This is a genomic window from Micromonospora sp. NPDC049301, assembly GCF_040678715.1.
GTDB lineage: Bacteria > Actinomycetota > Actinomycetes > Mycobacteriales > Micromonosporaceae > Micromonospora.
Window position 1 is genome coordinate 76,770 of the sequence record NZ_JBFAQO010000006.1, and the last position, 18,556, is coordinate 95,325.

Sequence of the window (18,556 nt, forward strand, 5' to 3'; positions counted from 1 at the left end):
GTCTGCTCAACTCGCCGATGGCTTAAGACGCGAAGGGCCGGGCTGCGCGGGTCCTAGAGCTGGCAGAGTCCTGCCCGATTGGGGGGTGTCGCTTCTCGCACTCCGTGTCCAGACTTATCCACACCGTCGCCACCGAAGGTGTGTCCGTCCGTTACTACGGGTAGTAGATGTCTGGGGGTCCGCCTACCATGAGTCTTACTGCAGTACCGCTAACGACGAAAGGAACGGCTATGCCAACCGCCATCGTCAAGTCGCGGGATGAACTGCTGGCATGGCGCGAAGCGCTCCTCACCCGCGTGAGCATGGATAAGGATACGTTGTACGACCTGGGGCGGAACTTTGACCTGCGCCCTGACGAGCGTGCGGTGTACGAAACCGTCCGCAGCATTGACTATCTTCTCGGCGAAGATGAGTGACACTGCCGACGAGCAACTGATCGACAAAGCTACCGCGTTCGCCGAAGACCTCACCTCCCGTATCGGGCGCGTCATCCCCACCGCGATGGCCTTGTCTGCCGTCGTTGTCGGCAGCGACGACAGCCCGCGCGTGATCGTGGCTGCGTACGACAACGGCGAAGAGGCCCTGTTCCCGCTGCACATCGGCGGGACCCGTCGATTGGACTTGTTCGTCAAGTTGAACTGCTGCTGGGACCGGGGTGCCTCCTTCCTTGCCGTGGAAGAGTCCTGGTTCCACGTGATCCCGGTTGGCGACAAGGTCCCCCTCTTTCGGTACGAGTACCTGCGGCGCGCGAACGGCTCTATCCCTGCGGCGCACGTCCACGTCCATGCCCACCGTGATGAGTTTGCCTACGCCCTAGTGGCTGGCGAGAAGGGCAAAGCTCGCCAGCGGTGGCGCGCCGGGAAGCCTCCGCGCATGGCCGAATTCCACTTCCCCGTCGGCGGCCATCGGTTCCGTCCATGCATCGAAGACGTCCTCAACGCGGTGGTCGTCGAGTTCGGTGTGGACCATGTTGACGGGTGGGAGGCGGCGGTTCGTGCGGGCCGCGAGCAGTGGCGTCGCACTCAGCTACGTGCGGCAGTCTGCGATGCCCCTGACGAAGCTGTGGCGGCGCTCCGCGGCTTGGGCTACGACGTGAAGCCGCCCGACACGGCGGTTCGCGACGATCTCGATCGGCTGCGAGCGTACTGAGGAGCACTGAGCCTCGTAGCGCTGCCGGTGTGAGCCCCATGTCCCGGATGTCGTCCACCAGGTGGACTTCGACTCCGAGGCGGGAAGGTTCATCGCAGCGAGAGCGGCGCAGACGAAGTTCCGGCACCGATGCGGCGCAGGTGCCTGGTGACGACGATCCGCAGCGCGATCAGGCCTGACGCGCAGTCGCGGTTTGTCCCGAGCCTGGCGACTCGCGGAAAGGAGCGACATGGAGCGCTCGGACTTGCTCAACGACGCCGAGCGTCAGCTCTGGGACGCGTTCCCTCGGGGGATGATGGTAGATCTCGGGGATGGCGACCCCACGGCTGAGCACTTCGATTCGGATTCGTGGTCTGAGGACCGTCAGGTGCGCGGCCAGGTCATCGCTCGCCTGCTTCTTGGTTTGCGTGAGGGGGAAGCAGGCTACGTCCCTGGGGTCATGCTGGCAGGTGCCCGGATCGTCGGCGAGTTCGACATTAGCGGTGGTCAGGCGGAGCATCAGCTTGTCCTCAGCCGCTGCTGGGTGGATGCGCCGTTGACCTTCACCGGAGCCTCCTCTGGGCCGACGACGTTCTACAGAACCCGCCTACGTGGGTTCACCGGTTCGGACTGGCAGGTTCGTGGCTCGGCATCTTTCTACAAGACTCAGTGCCGGGGAGAGTTGGTCCTGACCGGGGCGAACATCGATGGTCTGCTCGCCTTCGCCGGCGCTACCCTGACCAACCCCAACGGCAACGCCCTCAGCGCCGACGGCCTCACCGTCGGCCGGAGCATGGTCTGTGGGGAGGGCCTCACGGCCGCCGGCGAAGTAAGCCTTCTCGCCGCGCACATCGCCGGTGTCGTCGACTTCAGCGGCGCTACCCTGACCAACCCCGACGGCAGGGCCCTCGCCGCCGACATGCTCACCGTCGGCCAGGGCATGGTTTGTGGGGAGGGATTTACCACTACCGGCGAAGTTTGCCTCCGTGGCGCGCACATCGGCGGTGTCCTCAACTTCACCGGCGCTACCCTGACCAACCCCAACGGCAATGCCCTCATCGCCGGCTGGCTCACCGTCAAACACGGCATGGTCTGCGGGGAGGGCTTCACGGCCGCCGGCGAAGTAAGCCTTCACGCCGCGCGTATCGGCGGTGTCCTCAACTTCACCGGCGCTACCCTGACCAACCCCAACGGCAGGGCCCTCACTGCCGACGGCTTCATCGTCGACGAGAGCATGGTCTGTGGGGAGGGCTTTACGGCCGCCGGCGAAGTAAGCCTTCTCGCCGCGCGTATCGGCGGTGTCCTTGACTTCACCGGCGCCACCCTGACCAATCCCGACGGCAGGGCCCTTAGCGGTGACCGTCTCACCGTCACACACGGCATGGCTTGCATCCGCGGGTTCGCCGCCACCGGCGAAGTACGTCTTCTCGGGGCGCACATCGGCGGGCTGAGCTGGTCGCGGAATAGCCGCCGGCAGCGCGGGTAGTGAGGCCTCCAAGGACAGCGGCTATCGGATGGGGGAGCCATGGGTGAGGCGTCGATTCCACGGTTTGCCGGCAACAGCCACACGCTCCAGTTCGAAGACGGCGCCGTGTTCCGTGAGACCTACTCGCCGGACGGCCGTTCGCTGCGCTGGGAAGGGCTCGAAGGACCCTTCGCGGGCTCGGCGGAAACGGTGAGCCTTTACGTAGGAGAGGTTGCCGACGGGGTCTACTTCGTCAGCTGGCTGGAATCCAGCGGCATGACCGTCAGCCGGGTCATGGACTTCAACAACGGCACCGCGCAGGACTTCTGGACCAAGCCCGCGGAGGCAGGGCGCGGCGGCCGCGTTGCCGAGATGCACACGGGGACCATGTCGCCGGCTTAAACCCGTACAAAAGTTCTCACACGGCGGCGGCATGTCTGGCAGGTGTTGATGTCTGATCGCCGGCAGCCGGCGCCGGCAGCCGGCCGGGTAGAACACATGTTCGGTCAGTGCGCGTTGCCGCGGCCCCGCCTCGGGCAGCCGGGGACTTCATGCACCGGCAGGTAGGGCGCCCTCTTCGAGATAGGCGGAGTGTGCCTGCCTCCGCGCCTGCATGGTGGCTCGGAGCCGACGCGCCAGCCTGGGAATGGTCAGCTCGTCGAGCTGCCCGTCAGCTACGAATGCCCACTCCGCAATCTCGCCGTCACGGAAGGACACGGATGAGAGCTGGTCGGGCGTGGGGAGTGGCCGGAGGCGGTTGATCGCACGCGGAACCTGGTCGACGCGGCCCTCTGCCAGCAGTCCGGTGCTCGGCAGGTGGTGACCCGGTGATGAGCCGCCCTGCCGTGACCCGATCGGTTTGTGACCCGAGGGTTGCAGAGTTTCCGATTTCTCGCCCGGGCCTCAAGCGACGACACGAAACTAGTTCATGTGAGGAGAATGGCGTCTGTCCTGCTTCTGCCGGTCGTACTCGTGGCTGGCTGTGGCGGCCCGCTCGTCCCCGCGGACACCAAGCGGCCCGGGCGAGCTTCGACCGCCAGCCAGTCGCCTGCGCCGAAATCCCAGATCACCGTCGTCGCCGCCGGTGACCTCTTGGTGCATCCCGAGTTGACGGCCCAGGCCGCGACCGACGCCCGCGCCGCGGGACGCGCCGGCCACGATTTCACCCAGGTCCTGGCCGCGGTACGGCCGGTGGTGAGCCGGGCCGACCTGGCGATCTGCCACATGGAAACCCCACTGGCGGAGCCGTCCGGCCCGTTCACCGGTTACCCGATCTTCAGCGTGCCCCCCGAACTGGCCGATGCCGCAGCAGGGACTGGTTTCGACACCTGCTCGACAGCGTCCAACCACTCCCTTGACACTGGTCTACCGGGTATCCGCCGCACTCTGGACAGGCTGGACCGGGTCGGATTACGCCATGCCGGGACCGCGCGCAGCGCGCTGGAGGCGGCGCGGCCCAACATTCTCGACGTGGCCGGGGTGAAGGTGGCCCAGTTGTCGTACACCTTCGGGTTCAACGGCATCCCTCGGCCTGCCGGCCAGGACTGGGTCGCGAACCTCACCGACCGCAACGCCGTCTTGGCCGAGGCACGGCAGGCCCGCGACCAGGGTGCGGAGATTGTCATCCTGTCGATGCACTGGGGCACGGAGTACCAGAACAAACCGAACGACGACCAGCTCCAGCTCGCCCGAGATCTCCTCGCCTCACCCGACATCGACCTCATCGTGGGCCACCACGTACACGTAGTACAGCCGTTTGAAAAGATCGGCACGAAGTGGGTGGCGTACGGGCTCGGCAACTTGACCACGTACGGCTCTGAGGAGAGCACCCAACAGGCGGTGGTGCCAGAGTTCACCTTCACCCGTACGACGTCGGGCCGATGGGAGGTGAGCGGCGTCGAGGTGCATGCCACCTGGATGCAGTACCAGCCTGCGGCCCGGGTGGTCGACCTGGCCACCGCTGTAGCCGACGTCGGAGCGCCGGAGGACCGCCGGGCCGACCTGGCCCGCGTCCAGCAGCAGATTACCCAGTACGTCGACATGCGGGGTGCCCTGTCCGCCGGGCTACGAATGCGGCGCTGACCCTCGCCTGGTGACCCGGTCATGAGCCGAGTTGTGCCCGTCTGTTCCCGCGATCTTCGATCGGTGTTGCGTCGCAGGTCAACGCCGTGGTCTGGCCCGATTCGTGCACTTCCGCTGGAAGTAGCGGCGGCACAGCCTTTGACCTGCACAGCAGGCCGCTGCCAGGGCCGTTGAGCCATGATCATGCCGTGTCCAGGCTGAGGTGGGCGCGCTGGACTTGCGCCGTAAGGGGGGTGATCATCAGGCCGTGGCTGAGACCGTCGTCGAGATTCACGTCCCGCTGGTGGCAACGCCTGGCCTTGCCGCTCGCGCTTACCAGTTCCCTTGGATCGAAGATGTTGAGAACTTCCTTGCCGACCTGGAGGATCGGGGGGACGTCGAGGTGTTCGACGAAGGGGAGGAGCTCGGAGACGTCTACGTCTTCGCCATCGGCGGAGCGAAAGAGGCTGCTCTTCTGGCCACCGCGTCCCGCGTGGCCATGCTCGACCGGGTGCCACGAGGTGCGTTCGCCGTCGTCACTGACGATGAGACGGACGAGATCGGCCAGGGGCGGCGAGTGGAACTCGAGACGTCCTGACCGGCGGCCCCACGATCATGCCGTTTCCAGGCCGTCGAACGAGGGCCGGCGCATACCTGGCCGCCTACAGGGCTGACAGTCCCGATTGGGTCGATCTCAGGCGTCTCGCTCGGGTAGTTCGGCGCGAAGCCGTTCGTACTCGACCTGACTACCGATCGCGGCCCGGTGTTCGGGGTGACTGACGTAGTGCCCGATGACGGCGGCGAGAAAGCCGGCGTCGACGTTGTCCGTCCGCAAAGCCATTCGGCTCCATGGAATGCCACGCCGCACAACCAGTTGAGGTTCCGCGACGCTCATCCGGAGCCACGAGGGGCGGTCGGCGGGCGGGGGGATCTTTGGGGCCCGTAGGGCCTCCCACGGCAGAGTGAGCGAGTCCAGAGTCCCGGTCTGCCGTAGCCCGTACGGGTGGAGCCGCACCCCGTGAGCCCGCCACGCCCGAGCCACCGCCAGCGCGGCCAGGACGATCCAGCCGACATCGATAACCACGTCGAACGTCGACAGAGTGTCCTGCCTGGTCGAGCGCACCAATGCGCCGAGGTGGGCCGACGCGGGCCCGAGGAAGCCCAGGGCGAAGAACACCGTCCACGCCGGTCCGGGTGTGGCGAAGGCGGGGATCTGCGGCTGCACCACGAAGTAGGCCGGACGGACCCCCATGACGATGACCCCCAGGACCAGGGCCGCCAGGGCAAGGACGAACAGGGGGCGGGCAAGGCGTGGCCCCAGGGTGGGCGCGAACCCGAGGGTCGCGGCGTTCGCGGCGGCCACCAGAAGCCCGAGCACCAGGACGAGGTGCCGGTGGCGCACCGTGGCAGCGGAAACCTTGGCGATCATGCCCGTGACCATACGAGCTGATGCTCGCAGGACTTGCTGGCCGATCGGTCGACGCTGAACGCCGAAGCGCCTGGGCGTAGCTAGCCGAGGCGCTGGAGGTGAGCTGTCAGTAGGCCTTTGCGTCCGGGCGGGAGCCGTGGCCGGCCGGACGCCGGGACCAGCACTGCGGGCGCTGCCGGACGGCGAGCTCCAATGCCTGATGGTCGGACTCGATCATTTCCCGGGCTATTCGACGCGCCATTTCCAGGCGGTCGACGTGCATGTCAAGATCAGTCGGGCCGGCGCCAGCCATAATCGAACTCCTCGTCAGCGTTCGAACTAGTCGCATCATCCGTCACGCCGGGATCCGTCACCATTCTCCGATCGGTGGAAAGCGCTCGCCGTACGGCTCGGTGTCGCGTACCCCGGTTGCGCCGATGATAGCGACGCCCGCGCCACCCCGCCCGGAACTGCGGAAACGCGGCCTTGCCGGAGGTTTGTACATTGCACGGTGCGCGGATCGGGGGGCGCGACATGTCCGGTGAGGGATCTTCGCTACAGGAGGACCGCCGTGCAGCATTCGAGCAGGACCGATCCGTTGTTCGTCGCCGTCGAATCCGATTCGATCACCCGTGCGGATGTCGCCGGGCTCATCGCGGGGCGGTTGGCCGCCGTCCGGGTGCCGGGCCTGCTGTCCGCGGCCCGTTGCCACGCGATCACCGCCGCCCTCGCCGACGCGCCGATGGACCGCTACGACGAGAGCCGCGTCTTTCCGGTCGTCGCCAAGTTCGGCCCGGCCATCAACGACCACCGCGATGCCGGTGACCTGCGCGAGGACTACTGGGACGCGGCCCGCGCGGCCGAGAAGAGCTGGTCCACGCTGGGCCTGGCGGACGCGCCCCGGGAGCTGTGCCTGGACGCCTTCCGGGCCGCCTGGCCGGATGTCGCACCTGGGCGGCGGCAGCGCCGGGAGATGCACGTCGGCATCGTCCGGGAAATCAACGCCGGTCTCCAGGTGCACTTCGACGACGCCGTCCGGGAGTACGCCGGCCGGCTGCTCGACGCCGACGTGGTGGCGCAGTTGGCGTTCAACATCTACATCCGGGTGCCACCGACCGGCGGCGAGACCGTGCTGTGGCGGCGGCGGTGGCAGCCGGCCGACGAGGACCTGCGCATCCCCGGCGGGTACGGCTACGACGAGTCGGTGGCCGGCGGTGCGCAGTCGTTGACGTTGCGACCGACGCTCGGCGAGGGATTTCTGTTCGACCCCCGTCACTACCACACGGTGCGTCCCGCGACGGATGGCCGGCGGATCTCCATAGGATGTTTCGTCGGGCTCACCGACGACGGTCGACTGGCCCTCTGGTCGTAGCGAAGGGCGTTTTCCCCATGGTGGACAGAAGCGACGTCGAGGCGGCTGCGGCGCTGGTGGAGGGGCGGGTCCGGGAGACCCCGGTGCTGACCATCGACGGCGCCGACCTGGGTGTGCCGGGGCAGCTCAGTCTCAAGCTGGAGTTGCACCAGCACACCGGCTCGTTCAAGCCGCGCGGCGCGTTCAACCGGATGCTCCAGGGGCCGCTGCCGTCGGCCGGGGTGATCGCCGCCTCGGGCGGCAACCATGGCCTCGCCGTCGCGTACGCGGCCCGCTCGCTGGGCGTTCCGGCGGAGGTCTTCGTCCCGGTCACCGCCTCGCCGGTGAAGGTTCAGCGGTTGGCCGGGTTGGGCGCCCAGGTGCGGCAGGTGGGCCAGCACTACGCCGAGGCGTTGGCGGCGAGCACCGAGCGGGCCGAGGCGACCGGCGCGCTGGTCGTGCACGCGTACGACCAGCCGGAGGTGGTGGCCGGTCAGGGCACCGTGGGCCGGGAGCTGGAACGGCAGCTGGACGGGATCGACACCGTGCTGGTGGCGGTCGGCGGCGGCGGGCTGGTCTCCGGCATCGCCAGCTGGTTCGACGGGGCGGTCCGCGTCGTCGCCGTCGAGCCCGAGCAGATCCCCACCCTGCACTCGGCCCTCAAGGCGGGTCGGCCGGTCGACATCGAGGTGGGTGGCATCGCCACGGACTCGCTGGGCGCCCGCCGGATCGGCGAGATCGCCTTCGACACCGCCCGCCGGACGGGGGTGGTGTCCGTGCTGGTCGGCGACGAGGACCTCGTCCGGGCGCGCCGACTGCTCTGGTCGGAGCTTCGGGTCGCCGCCGAGCTGGGTGGCGCCGCGGCGCTGGCCGCGCTGGTCGGCGGCGCGTACGTGCCGCAGGCGGGGGAACGGGTCGCGCTGATCGTCTGCGGTGGCAACACCGACCCGAGCGACCTGGGGCCGGCCGCGCCGCACTGAGCGACGCCCGGCCGCCCGGCAACCCCGCCGCCGGTCGCTCAGCGGCCGGCGGTGGGCGGACCGTCGCCGTTACGCAGCCGGCGCAGCGCGTGTTCCACCTGGAGCGTGTCCAGGTGGGTGTCCCCGAGCAGCCGCCGACGGTCGGCCAGGAGCTGCTCGTACGCCTCGATCGCCGGGTCGAGTCGCCCGTCGAGCAGCAGCACCGCCGCCAGGGTGGCCCTGATCGCGAGCACCTCGCTGCGGTCGGCGTGCCGTGGCTCCACGGTCGCCAGGGTGGCCCGCAGTTCCGCCTCGGCCTCGGCGAGCCGGCCCTGCGCCTGCATGCACCGGGCCAGCGTGTGCCGGGCCTGCCAGGTTTCCGGCTGGTTGAGCGGCCACAACCGGTAGCGGACCTCGAGGATGGCGTGCAGCATCTCCTCGGCCTCGGGGGCCCGGTGTTGGGCGAGGACGGCCAGCGCGAGGCTGTGCCGCACGATCATGGTGTCCCAGTGTTCGGGGCCGCGGACCTGGTCCTCCGCGGCGACGATCTGCCGCAGCTCCAGCTCGGCCTCCGGCCACTGGCGCTGCGCCATGATCGCCTTGGTGAGCTTGTGTCGGCTGGCGAGGGTGTCCGGATCGTCGCTGCCCAGCACGCGGGTGCGGTCCGCGATCACGTCGCGGAGCACCCGGTCGGCCATCTCCGGCTGGTTGCGCTCCAGCCAGGTGCGGCCCAGCTCGTGGCGCAGCGCCAGGATCTGCGGCCGGTCCAGGTCGTGGTCGTACGCGCCGCAGCCACGCACGATCGGGTCCAGGATGTCGAAGGCCGAGCCCGGCAGGCCGACCGCGATGAGGTAGCGGGCGGTGAGCCGGGCCAGCTCCAGCGCGCGGCGTACCGTCTCGGGGTCGTGCTTCTGCGGCACGAGGTATTCCCGCACGGCCTCGACCAGGTGCGGCACCAGCACGTCCCAGTTGGCCCAGACCGCCGAGTCGTCCGGGCTCTGCCCCTCGGTGGCGGCGAGCAGCAGTTTCATGACCAGACCGTGGTACTCGGCGAGCTGCTCCCGGACCTCGTCGCGGTCGCGGAACATGGCGTGCACCAGCGGGTGCAGCGACAGCACGTGCGCGAACGCCGGGTCGGTGACGTCCTCCCGGACGTCGAAGTCGACCAGGGCGAGGTCGCCGATGCCCTCCAGCACCTTCACCCGCTGCCGGCCGGTGAGCCCCTCGAAGAGTGGCGACCCGGCCAGGATCGCCGGCTTGAGCACCACCTCGTAGGGCACCGGGGAGACGCTGAGGCAGGCCAGCACGTTGAGCAGCGGGCGGCTCTGCTGGAGCTTGCGGCGGGCCAGCAGGTCCAGTGAGATGTCGTCGACCTCGCGGACGATCTCCAGGCCGAGCGACTCGTCGAGATCGACGTCGGCGGCGTCGCGCGGGGAGCGGAACCGGCGCTCCACCGCCGCCCGGTAGTCGGCGAAGGTGGTGATGGTGGAGGAGCCACGCCAGACCGGGCTCGCGTTGACCGACCGCAGGTAGTTGCCGGCGGCGCGCAGGGCGAGCGGCAACCCACCCAGCTCCCGGGCCAGTTCCCGGGCGTCGGCCAGGTCGCCGGCCCCGGCGCCGGCCCGGTCGATCAGCACCTGCGCGCCCGCGCCGGCGTCGAGCGGGCGCACCTGGTGCAGCGTCGACCAGGTGCCCCAGGTGGCCCGGTTGCCGTCCCGGGTGGTCACCAGGACCATGCCGTCCTCGGCCTCCGGGGCGCGCAGCCAGCCGGTGCCGTCGGCGAGCACTCCGTCGGTGGGGCCGAGCGTGCCGGGCTCGTCCACGCTGTCGAAGATCAGCAGCCAGGGCTGCCCGGCCTGGTTGAGGTAGCGCCAGACCAGATCGGTAGCGCTGATCATCCCGGCCCAGGCCTGGTCGACCTGGGTCTCCGAGGCGCCGAGCTGGCTGACCACCTCGCGCATGCCGGAGTTGAGTCGGCCCGCCTGCACCCACCAGACGGTCCGGCCGTCCGCCCGGGCCCGGCGGGCGATCTCCAGTGCGACGTGACTCTTGCCGGAGCCCCCCATGCCGCACAGGATGTGCACCGACGGTCGTTCGCCGGCGACCTGTGGTGGTCGCATGATCTCGTCGATCAGGTCGTCGCGCCCGTGCAGCGGGCAGTCCAGCCGCCCGAGCGGCGGGTCGACGGAGACGCGACTCGGCCGGTCGTAGGCCGGCCGGGGCACGCCGGCATCCTCGGGTGGAACGTCCGCAGGCAATGCGGTCCCCCTTCGGTGGCGAAATTGCTGCCGGGGCGGGCAACGAATAGATCATGTCCACTAGTGGACAGTCGGAGGGGTTGGCGCCCGCACCACGTCAACCGCAAGGGTATCCATCCCCGTACTGGCTTGCACACTCTCCGTTTAGGCCACCCAGGTGACCGGAATCGGTGCCGCGAATTCCATTTCGCGGTTTGATTCGGGCCGATCCGCCGTGCGCGCCAGTCGCGCGGTGCCTCCACGATGGACGCATGAACTGGCTGCCATACCAGGACAGCGCCGACTGGGGCTCCGTGCCGGACTGGTTCGGCGCGATCGGCTCCATCGCCAGCGTCCTGATCGTCTACCTCGGGCTACGTCGGGAGATTCGCGCTCGCCGCAGGGACGAGCTGCGGGTCCGGGCCACGCAGGCCCGGCTGGTCTCGGCCGTGGCCGAGATCCGCGGCAACTCGGTGCTGCGGGTCGTGGTGGCCAACGAGAGCGACGCCCCGGTCCTCGACGTGACGGTGCTGCCGCGGCTCGTCCCGCCCGACGATCCGGACGGCACGCCGACGGAGTTGGCCGAGGCGAAACAGGTCCGCCGGATACACGGACGGGAGAGTCACGAACTGTTCGTCACCGTGACGGCGGAACATCGGTTGCGCGCGGCCGACGCCGTTCTGGTGGATCTCACCTTCACCGATCATGACGGAAATCGCTGGCGCCGTAGCGGCGCCGGTCAACCCGAGGCGGTGGGCTGACCGCATTTGACCGGACGGACCCGTCCACCATTCCAATCGGTACGCACAGTCGGCGGTCCGGCGGAGCAATGCTCCGCCGGACCACCCGTCAGATGGGATAGGTGCGTGCGACCGCCAGCATTTCGGAGCTGTGCGAACCGACGATGCCGACGGCCGGCGGCCGGGGGCGGAAGCCGGGCAACGCGTCCAGCCCGTCGCTGGCGTCCATCGCCCGCAGCGCCACCTGCCCGGCGGTCGGCCGCAGGGTAAGCGTGACCTCGATCCCCTCCGTCGGCGGGGCGTGGAAGACCAGCCCGAAACCCCACCGGCCCGGCCGTGGTTCCACCGGCACCGACCGGCCGGCGACCTCGGCGCGCAGCACGGTGGCGGTCGACGTGTCGACGTGCAGTGTGGCGAGCCGGACCGCCCGCTGCGGGGTGAGCCGCAGCCGCAGCGTGCGTTCGCCGCCCGAACCGGAGTCGCCGAGCACCTCCAGCTTCGGCGCCGGCAGGTTCGCCGGCTGGGCCGGACCGGACCGTAGCTCACCGTCGCCGAGCCCGGGGAAGTCGTCCTCGACGCTGGTCATCCCGTCCACGTAGCCGTCCGTCCACGGCTGCGCGTCCGTCTCGTGGCTCAGCCAGCGGGCCTGGCCGGTGCCGGCGTCCATGGCGTACATCAGGTGGGTGGGCGCGGGGTGGGCGGCGTCGAACCGGTCGACGGTCAGCCCGACCCCGGCGAGCACCACCGCCGCCAGGGCGGCGGCCCCGGCCGGCAGCACCGCGAGCCGTCGGGCCCGCAACGCCACCAGCCCGCGCTGGCCGCCGGCCTGCGGGTGCAGCAGGTCGACCACCGGAAGCGCGGTCAGGCCGAGCAGCACCGCGACCAGCGCGGCCACCCCGCCCATCGCCATTCCCAGCGCGGGGAAGAGCAGCACCACGGTCGGCAGCAGGATGACCACGCCGACCGCCGCGGCGGCGGTCACCGCCACCACCGGCCACGGCCCGCTCTGCCGGGTACGCAGGGCTAGCAGACCGCCGAGGGCGCCGGCCAGCGCCGGCAGGGTGGTGAGGTACGCCCCGCCGGGCACCGCCACGGCGAGCAGCACGCCGAGCAGGGCCAGCCAGGCCAGCCCGCCGACGGCGAGCGCGGCCGGCCCGACCCGACGGCGGGTCAGCGCGTACCAGGTGAACAGGATCGCGGCGGCGAGCGCCAGCACGGACAGCCGGTACCAGATCGGCCGGTACGGATCGAGCAGTTCCGCGTACCCCGGTCGGATCGCGGTGATCGCCATCCAGAGCAGTTGCGCGGCCAGCGGCGCGGCCACGATCGGCACCAGGGTCAGCCCGAAGCCGGCGGCGAGCCCGCCGGTGCTGGCCCGGCCCCGCCGGCGGATGAGCCACCCCAGCGCGGCCACCGCGAGCACCGCGAGCAGTGTCAGCGGCAGGGTGAGCCAGCCCGGGTAGCGGACCAACCCGCCGGGGACCGGGAAGTAGGTGGCGTCGTGTCCGGAGCGCAGGTCGGTCAGGTCGGTGCGACCGAACTCCCGGGCCAGGCCCAGCGCGTTGTCCCCGTGCTGCTGGAGACTGCCCCGGTCCATGACCGCCGGGGTGTCCAGCGGCGTGTGGTAGATCGCGCCGCCGTCGATGTACGCCGAGTTCAGCCCGACGAACTTCCGGTCCAGGAACGCGGTGAAGTCGGTGTCGTTGGGCAGCGCGCGGTAGATCTCCACGGCGAAGGAGGTGCCCACCGGGTGCGGGGCGGCCCGGCCGAACACGTCCACCAGCTTCGCGTTGTTCCGGGACGTCTCGAACATGATCACCGGCCCGGTGGAGCCCCGCGCCTCGAGGTTGAGCACCACCCCACCGTCGGCGGCCAGCGGGTGGCTGGCGGCGAACGCGGACGCGCCGCAGAGGCACGCCTCCTCGGCGTCGGTCAGCACGAAGACGATGTCGTTGCGCGGCCGGGGGCCGGCGGCCAGCGCCCGGGCCACCTCCAGGATGGCCGAGGTGCCGGCCGCGTCGTCGTTGCCGCCCGGGCCGGTCTGCACCGAGTCGTAGTGGGCGACCAGGAAGACCCGGCCGGTCGAGTCGGTGCCGGGCAGCCGGGCCACCACGTTGCGGACCCGGGCCAGCGTGGCCCCGCCCGCGGCCCCGCTGAGCTGGCCGGCCTCCGGGGCGACCGCGTCATGCACGCCGGTCTCCAGGCCCAGCCCCTGTAGCTGCTGCTCGATGTGTGCGCGCACCTGGTCGTTGGCCGGGCTGCCGGCGGGGTGCGTCCGCGCCGCGATGACCTGGACGTCCTCGTACGCCCGGCCGGCGCTGAACTCGTCGGCGGGCGCGTCGGTCGGCGTCGGGGCCGGGGTGCGCAGGTCGAGCAGGCTGCCGGCGCCGACGGCCGCCAGCGCGACGAGGGCCGCCGCGGCGGCCGCCAGCCGCCGGCGGGGCCGGGCCAGCGCCCGGTCGGCGGCGGGTACGCCCGGACCCGGGCGGACCGGCCTGCCCTTCGTGGCGGGGGTGGGGGGTGCGCCCACGGGAACTCCTCGGGGGGTGGTGGGGCCTGGGGTGGCACCATCCTGCCTGCCGGCGGCCCCGGGTGGGATGGCCGGTCGGGCAGTGATCGGGTGGGACGGCCGGACGCTCCAGCGTCCACGCCCGCCCGGTTTGTCCTGTCGCGGGTAGTGATCCGGCCCATCCCCGGCCGCGCCGAGCCCGTCGTGTTGTGTGCGACCGTTGTCTAATACAGGATCAGCAGGGCACTCGGAAGGAGCCCGACATCACCAGCGACCTCCCGCGTCTGGCGGCGGTGACCCGGCCGCACCGGGGAGCCGGCCTGGCCGGTTCCCCCGTCGTGCCGTACCCGCACGGCGGCCTGTCGCGGCACGCCAATCTGCCCCCGGGTGAGCGGTTGCGGGTGCTGCTGGTGGAGGACGACGAGGGCGACGCCTTCCTGGTTGCTGAGCTGCTCGCCGAGACGAACTCGATGATCGAGCTGTCGGTCGCCAGCAGCCTCAGCGAGGCGCGGCAGCGGATGGTCGGCATCGACTGCGTCCTGCTCGACCTCGGCCTCCCCGACGCGCAGGGGCTCGACGGGCTGCGCCAGGTGCTGGAGATGTCCAGTGGGGCCGCGGTCTGCGTGCTGACCGGTCGCACGGACGAGCACCTCGGCATCGTCGCCGTCGCCGAGGGCGCGCAGGACTACCTGGTCAAGGGTCAGGTGGACGGGGTGTTGCTGACCCGGGCGCTGCGCTACGCGGTGGAGCGCAAGCGCGCCGACGAGAACGCGCGCCGGCTGCGCGAGGTCGAGCTGCGCCAGGCCGAGTCGGCTCGGCTCGAACGCGGCCTGCTGCCCCAGCCACTGATGTCGACCGACGAGGTGGCCGTCAACACCTTCTACCGGCCTGGCCGGCACGCCGCGCTGATCGGCGGGGACTTCTTCGACGTGGTGCAGACCCGTCCGGACCGTCTCGACCTGATCGTCGGGGACGTCTGCGGGCACGGGGTGGACGAGGCCGCGCTCGGCGTGGAGCTGCGGGTGGCCTGGCGGGCACTGGTGCTGGCCAAGGTGCCGGACGACGAGGTGCTGCCCGCGCTGGAGCAGGTGCTGATGAGCGAGCGCCGCCTCCAGGAGATCTTCGCGACGGTGGCCACCACCCGACTGGACCTGGGCGCCAACCGGGCCACCGTCCGGCTCGCCGGGCACCCGCCGCCGTTGCTGCTGTCGGGCGGCCGGGTCGCCCCGGTGCCCGCGCCCGGTGGCCTGCTGCTGGGCGTACGACCCCGCCGGCCGATCGCCTACGACCTGGAGTTCGACACCGATGACTGGTCCCTGCTGATGTACACCGACGGCCTGATCGAGGGGCGGGTGGGCGCGGGCAACGAGCGGCTCGACGTGCCGGGCCTGAGCGCGCTGCTCGACGAGCCGGCCAACCGTGAGGTGTCGCTGCCCGAGCTGCCGGCCTGGCTGGTCGGCCGGGCCGAGCACCTCAACGGCGGCCCGCTCGCTGACGACGTGGCCATGCTGCTGGTCAGCCGGGGCGGTGGCCGGTGACGCCGGTGGTCGGCGGCTGGAGTCTGCGCCGCCGGGTCATCACCCTGCTCACCGTCGTGGGCGTGCTGCTGATCGGCCTGGCCGGCGCGGAGGCGGCCATGGCCGCGCGCAACCGCACCCAGATCGACGCCGTCCTGAACGAGACCGGCCCGCTGCGGGTGCAGTCGCAGGAACTGCTCAACGCGGTGCTCGACCAGGAGACGGCGGTCCGCGGGTACGCGGTCAGCGGCGATCCGAACGACCTGGACCCGTACCAGACGGGGCTCGACCAGGAGAAGAAAGTCGTCGCCGCGATGCGGGCGCTGCTCGACGACTATCCGCAGATCGGCCAGGAGCTGCGGATCGTCGAGGAGCGGGCCGAGCAGTGGCGGCAGTTGGTGGCGGTGCCGGTGGTCACCACCACCGAGCAGAGCGGCACCAGCGCCGGCCAGGCGTTGATCACCGAGCGGGCCCGGCAGCAGTTCGACGAGGTCCGGGCGGCGATCGAGGACCTCCAGGCGGAGATCCTGACGGCCCGGGAGCAGTCCGCGGACGACGTCCGCAGCAGCAGCAACCTGCTGGTCGCGCTCCTGATCATCGCCGCCCTCGTGGTGGTTGTCGCCGGTTCGGTGCTCCTGCTCTCCCTGGACCGGATGGTGATCGGTCCGCTGGTCGGGCTCGCCGACCAGGTCCGCGAGGTGGCCAAGGGCGACTACCAGCACGGGATCGCCACCACCGGCCCGCCGGAGTTCGTCCAGCTCGGGGCGGATGTGGACGCGATGCGCCAGAAGATCGCCTCCGACCTGGCCGAGGTGCGGGAGGCCCGTGAGCGCATCGAGTGGGTCAACAGCCAGCTCCAGAAGCAGGCCGAGGAGCTGACCCGGTCCAACCGCGACCTGGAGCAGTTCGCGTACGTCGCCTCGCACGACCTCCAGGAGCCGCTGCGCAAGGTCGCCAGCTTCTGCCAGCTGTTGCAGCGCCGCTACGCCGGCCAGCTCGACGAGCGGGCCGACCAGTACATCGCCTTCGCGGTGGACGGCGCGCAACGGATGCAGCGCCTGATCAACGACCTGCTGGCGTTCTCCCGGATCGGCCGGCTCACCAGCGGCTTCACCGAGGTCGACCTCAACAAGGTGATGGGCGACGTGGCGGGCCAGACCGAGGCCGCCCGGCAGTACGCCGACGCCGAGCTGACCTGGACCGAGCTGCCGGTGATCCGGGGCGAGGAGCCGCTGCTCACCAATCTGCTGGCCAACCTGGTCAGCAACTCGATCAAGTTCCGCCGCCCGGACTTGCCGCCGAAGGTGCACGTCTCGGCCCGGCTGGTCGGCTCCGAGTGGGAGATCAGCTGCCAGGACAACGGCATCGGGATCGAGCCGGAGTTCGCCGACAAGATCTTCGTGATCTTCCAGCGGCTGCACTCGAAGGACGCGTACCCGGGCACCGGCATCGGCCTGGCCATCGCCAAGAAGATCGTGGAATACCACGGCGGCCGGGTGTGGGTGGACACGGACGTGCCGGAGGGCACCACCATCCGGTTCACCCTGCCGGCGACCCCCGAGGACGTCGAGGCTGCCACCGCGACCGCCGCCGGCTCGCCGGAGTCGCCGCAGGAGCCCCCGACGGGTGACGAGACGGGCGATGTCGCGCCCGCGAACGAGGCGTCGGCGACGCCGCCCGAGCAGTCCGCCGGGGCGGACCGACCGGACCGGGCCGATGGCTCCCGGGAAAGCGGTAGAACGGGTGACATGAGGGAGACGGTGGGATGACCGCGCCGGCGGACGGCAGAAGCCCGATCGAGGTCCTGCTCGTGGAGGACGACCCGGGTGACGTGCTGATGACCCAGGAGGCGTTCGAGGAGCACAAGCTGCGCAACCGGCTGACCGTCGTGTCCGACGGCGCCGAGGCGCTCGCCTACCTGCGGCAGGAGGGCCAGTACGCCGATGCGGTGGCACCCGACCTGATCCTGCTCGACCTCAACCTGCCCCGCCGGGACGGCCGGGAGGTGCTGGAAGAGATCAAAAAGGACCAGGAGCTGCGTCGGATCCCGGTCGTGGTCCTCACCACCTCGCAGGCCGACGAGGACATCCTGCGCAGCTACCAGCTGCACGCCAACGCCTACGTGACCAAGCCGGTGGACTTCGAGCGCTTCATCTCGGTGGTCCGCCACATCGACGAGTTCTTCGTCAGCGTGGTCAAGCTGCCGCCGCGTGGCTGACGCCCTGCTCGACGATGTCGGTGACCTGCTCCGGGAGGCCGCCGACCAGGTCGTGCTCCCGCTGTTCCGCAAGCTCGACGACGCCGACGTGTCGGAGAAGGCACCCGGCGAGATCGTCACGGTCGCGGACCGCCGGGCCGAGGAGCTGATCTCCGCGGGGCTGCGCCGGCTGCGTCCCGGCTCGATGGTGGTGGGCGAGGAGGGCGTCGCCGACGATCCGGGGCTGCTGCGGCATCTGCGCGACGGCGGGGACGTCTGGCTGGTCGACCCGGTCGACGGCACCGCCAACTTCGCCGCCGGCCGTCGGCCGTTCGCCCTGATGGTGGCGCTGCTGACCGGCGGGCGGCTGACCGCCGGCTGGATCCTCGATCCGCTGGCCGACACCCTGGCCAGCGGCCGGGCCGACGACGGCACCCTGCTCAACGGCCGGCCGGTGGCCGGCACCGGTTCCGCGCTGCGACCGGGCGAGCTGCGCGGCGCCGCGATGACCCGGTTCCTGCCGCCGGACACCCGGGACCGGGTCCGTGCCGGCGGCCGGCGGCTCGGTGAGCTGCTGCCCGGCCAGCACTGCGCCGGTCGGGAATACCTGGACATCCTGACCGGTGAGCAGCAGTTCGCCCTGTTCTGGCGCACCCTGCCGTGGGACCACGCCCCGGGCGCCCTGCTGGTCCGCGCGGCCGGCGGCGTCGCCCGTCGCTTCGACGGCGTCGACTACCACCCGGCCGACGAGGGCCACGGCCTGCTCGTCGCGGCCAACGAGCAAATCTGGGCCGAGGTGCACGACGCCCTGCTGGGCACCTGATCCGCGCACTCCGCGACGGCGCCGGCACGGTGTGTCGACACCTGCGCGGCTCGGCCGTCACGGGGCTGGTCACCGGCGCGGCTTCCGGTATCGTGACCGGCGGTCTCCGCCAGCAGGCCGCCGATCGGCGCCGGCGGGGACGCCGCCGCGTAGTGGGTTCA

Annotated in this window: 16 protein-coding genes; 13 read left to right on the plus strand and 3 right to left on the minus strand. The window is 70.9% G+C overall.

Annotation, left to right across the window (positions count from 1 at the left end):
- Positions 1–230 precede the first annotated feature (230 nt).
- The 6 genes from AB0K07_RS19015 (at position 231) to AB0K07_RS19040 (ending at position 5,252) form a co-directional block, all read left to right on the plus strand.
- The gene (locus tag AB0K07_RS19015) at positions 231–416 is read left to right on the plus strand and encodes a hypothetical protein (protein ID WP_363756752.1); all 186 of its coding nucleotides are present in this window, start codon (positions 231–233) and stop codon (positions 414–416) included.
- Positions 409–1,149 carry a hypothetical protein gene (locus AB0K07_RS19020; protein ID WP_363756753.1) on the plus strand — a complete coding sequence of 247 codons (741 nt, stop codon included), beginning with the start codon at positions 409–411 and terminating at the stop codon, positions 1,147–1,149. The genes AB0K07_RS19015 and AB0K07_RS19020 overlap by 8 nt, the downstream gene beginning before the upstream one ends.
- Before the next feature lie 229 nt (positions 1,150–1,378).
- Positions 1,379–2,614, plus strand: a complete 1,236-nt coding sequence (locus AB0K07_RS19025) for a hypothetical protein (protein ID WP_363756754.1) — start codon at positions 1,379–1,381, stop codon at positions 2,612–2,614.
- 39 nt (positions 2,615–2,653) lie between these two features.
- Entirely contained in the window at positions 2,654–2,995 is a 342-nt protein-coding gene (locus AB0K07_RS19030) for a hypothetical protein (protein WP_363756755.1), read from the plus strand.
- Between the two features lie 537 nt (positions 2,996–3,532).
- Positions 3,533–4,675 carry a CapA family protein gene (locus AB0K07_RS19035; protein WP_363756756.1) on the plus strand — a complete coding sequence of 381 codons (1,143 nt, stop codon included), beginning with the start codon at positions 3,533–3,535 and terminating at the stop codon, positions 4,673–4,675.
- Between the two features lie 247 nt (positions 4,676–4,922).
- On the plus strand, positions 4,923–5,252 hold the full coding sequence (locus tag AB0K07_RS19040; protein ID WP_363756757.1) for a hypothetical protein: 330 nt from the start codon (positions 4,923–4,925) through the stop codon (positions 5,250–5,252).
- Between the two features lie 96 nt (positions 5,253–5,348).
- On the opposite strand, the gene AB0K07_RS19045 is transcribed toward AB0K07_RS19040, so the two are convergent.
- Complete coding sequence (locus AB0K07_RS19045) at positions 5,349–6,083, minus strand: hypothetical protein (RefSeq protein ID WP_363756758.1); 735 nt, start codon at positions 6,081–6,083, stop codon at positions 5,349–5,351.
- A gap of 550 nt (positions 6,084–6,633) precedes the next feature.
- On the opposite strand from AB0K07_RS19045, the gene AB0K07_RS19050 reads away from it, so the two are divergent.
- The gene (locus tag AB0K07_RS19050) at positions 6,634–7,434 is read left to right on the plus strand and encodes a hypothetical protein (RefSeq protein WP_363756759.1); all 801 of its coding nucleotides are present in this window, start codon (positions 6,634–6,636) and stop codon (positions 7,432–7,434) included.
- Between the two features lie 17 nt (positions 7,435–7,451).
- Positions 7,452–8,393, plus strand: coding sequence for a threonine/serine dehydratase (locus AB0K07_RS19055; RefSeq protein WP_363756761.1), 942 nt, complete (start codon positions 7,452–7,454; stop codon positions 8,391–8,393).
- Between the two features lie 38 nt (positions 8,394–8,431).
- Here the strand turns inward: AB0K07_RS19055 and AB0K07_RS19060 are convergent, their stop codons facing one another.
- Entirely contained in the window at positions 8,432–10,597 is a 2,166-nt protein-coding gene (locus AB0K07_RS19060) for a tetratricopeptide repeat protein (RefSeq protein ID WP_363756762.1), read from the minus strand.
- A gap of 284 nt (positions 10,598–10,881) precedes the next feature.
- Between AB0K07_RS19060 and AB0K07_RS19065 the strand changes: the two genes are divergently transcribed.
- Complete coding sequence (locus AB0K07_RS19065; RefSeq protein WP_363756763.1) at positions 10,882–11,370, plus strand: hypothetical protein; 489 nt, start codon at positions 10,882–10,884, stop codon at positions 11,368–11,370.
- An 88-nt stretch (positions 11,371–11,458) separates the two neighbouring features.
- Here AB0K07_RS19065 and AB0K07_RS19070 read toward each other — a convergent pair whose 3' ends face one another.
- Entirely contained in the window at positions 11,459–13,879 is a 2,421-nt protein-coding gene (locus AB0K07_RS19070; protein ID WP_363756764.1) for a M28 family peptidase, read from the minus strand.
- A 272-nt stretch (positions 13,880–14,151) separates the two neighbouring features.
- Between AB0K07_RS19070 and AB0K07_RS19075 the strand changes: the two genes are divergently transcribed.
- The 4 genes from AB0K07_RS19075 to AB0K07_RS19090 are packed head-to-tail and all read left to right on the plus strand — an operon-like array spanning position 14,152 to position 18,395.
- Positions 14,152–15,396: a fused response regulator/phosphatase gene (locus AB0K07_RS19075; RefSeq protein ID WP_363756765.1), complete on the plus strand. Its 1,245-nt coding sequence runs from the start codon at positions 14,152–14,154 to the stop codon at positions 15,394–15,396.
- Positions 15,393–17,144, plus strand: a complete 1,752-nt coding sequence (locus tag AB0K07_RS19080) for an ATP-binding protein (protein ID WP_363756766.1) — start codon at positions 15,393–15,395, stop codon at positions 17,142–17,144. The genes AB0K07_RS19075 and AB0K07_RS19080 overlap by 4 nt, the downstream gene beginning before the upstream one ends.
- On the plus strand, positions 17,141–17,593 hold the full coding sequence (locus AB0K07_RS19085) for a response regulator (RefSeq protein WP_363756767.1): 453 nt from the start codon (positions 17,141–17,143) through the stop codon (positions 17,591–17,593). Before AB0K07_RS19080 ends, AB0K07_RS19085 begins: the two co-directional genes overlap by 4 nt.
- The gene (locus tag AB0K07_RS19090) at positions 17,586–18,395 is read left to right on the plus strand and encodes an inositol monophosphatase family protein (RefSeq protein WP_363756768.1); all 810 of its coding nucleotides are present in this window, start codon (positions 17,586–17,588) and stop codon (positions 18,393–18,395) included. Before AB0K07_RS19085 ends, AB0K07_RS19090 begins: the two co-directional genes overlap by 8 nt.
- The last annotated feature ends 161 nt before the right edge of the window (positions 18,396–18,556 follow it).

Coding starts and splice junctions, on each gene's coding strand:
- AB0K07_RS19015 (WP_363756752.1), top strand. CDS start 231: ATGCCAACCGCCATCGTCAAGTCGCGGGATGAACTGCTGGCATGGCGC.
- AB0K07_RS19020 (WP_363756753.1), top strand. CDS start 409: ATGAGTGACACTGCCGACGAGCAACTGATCGACAAAGCTACCGCGTTC.
- AB0K07_RS19025 (WP_363756754.1), top strand. CDS start 1,379: ATGGAGCGCTCGGACTTGCTCAACGACGCCGAGCGTCAGCTCTGGGAC.
- AB0K07_RS19030 (WP_363756755.1), top strand. CDS start 2,654: ATGGGTGAGGCGTCGATTCCACGGTTTGCCGGCAACAGCCACACGCTC.
- AB0K07_RS19035 (WP_363756756.1), top strand. CDS start 3,533: ATGGCGTCTGTCCTGCTTCTGCCGGTCGTACTCGTGGCTGGCTGTGGC.
- AB0K07_RS19045 (WP_363756758.1), bottom strand. CDS start 6,083: ATGATCGCCAAGGTTTCCGCTGCCACGGTGCGCCACCGGCACCTCGTC.
- AB0K07_RS19055 (WP_363756761.1), top strand. CDS start 7,452: ATGGTGGACAGAAGCGACGTCGAGGCGGCTGCGGCGCTGGTGGAGGGG.
- AB0K07_RS19065 (WP_363756763.1), top strand. CDS start 10,882: ATGAACTGGCTGCCATACCAGGACAGCGCCGACTGGGGCTCCGTGCCG.
- AB0K07_RS19085 (WP_363756767.1), top strand. CDS start 17,141: ATGACCGCGCCGGCGGACGGCAGAAGCCCGATCGAGGTCCTGCTCGTG.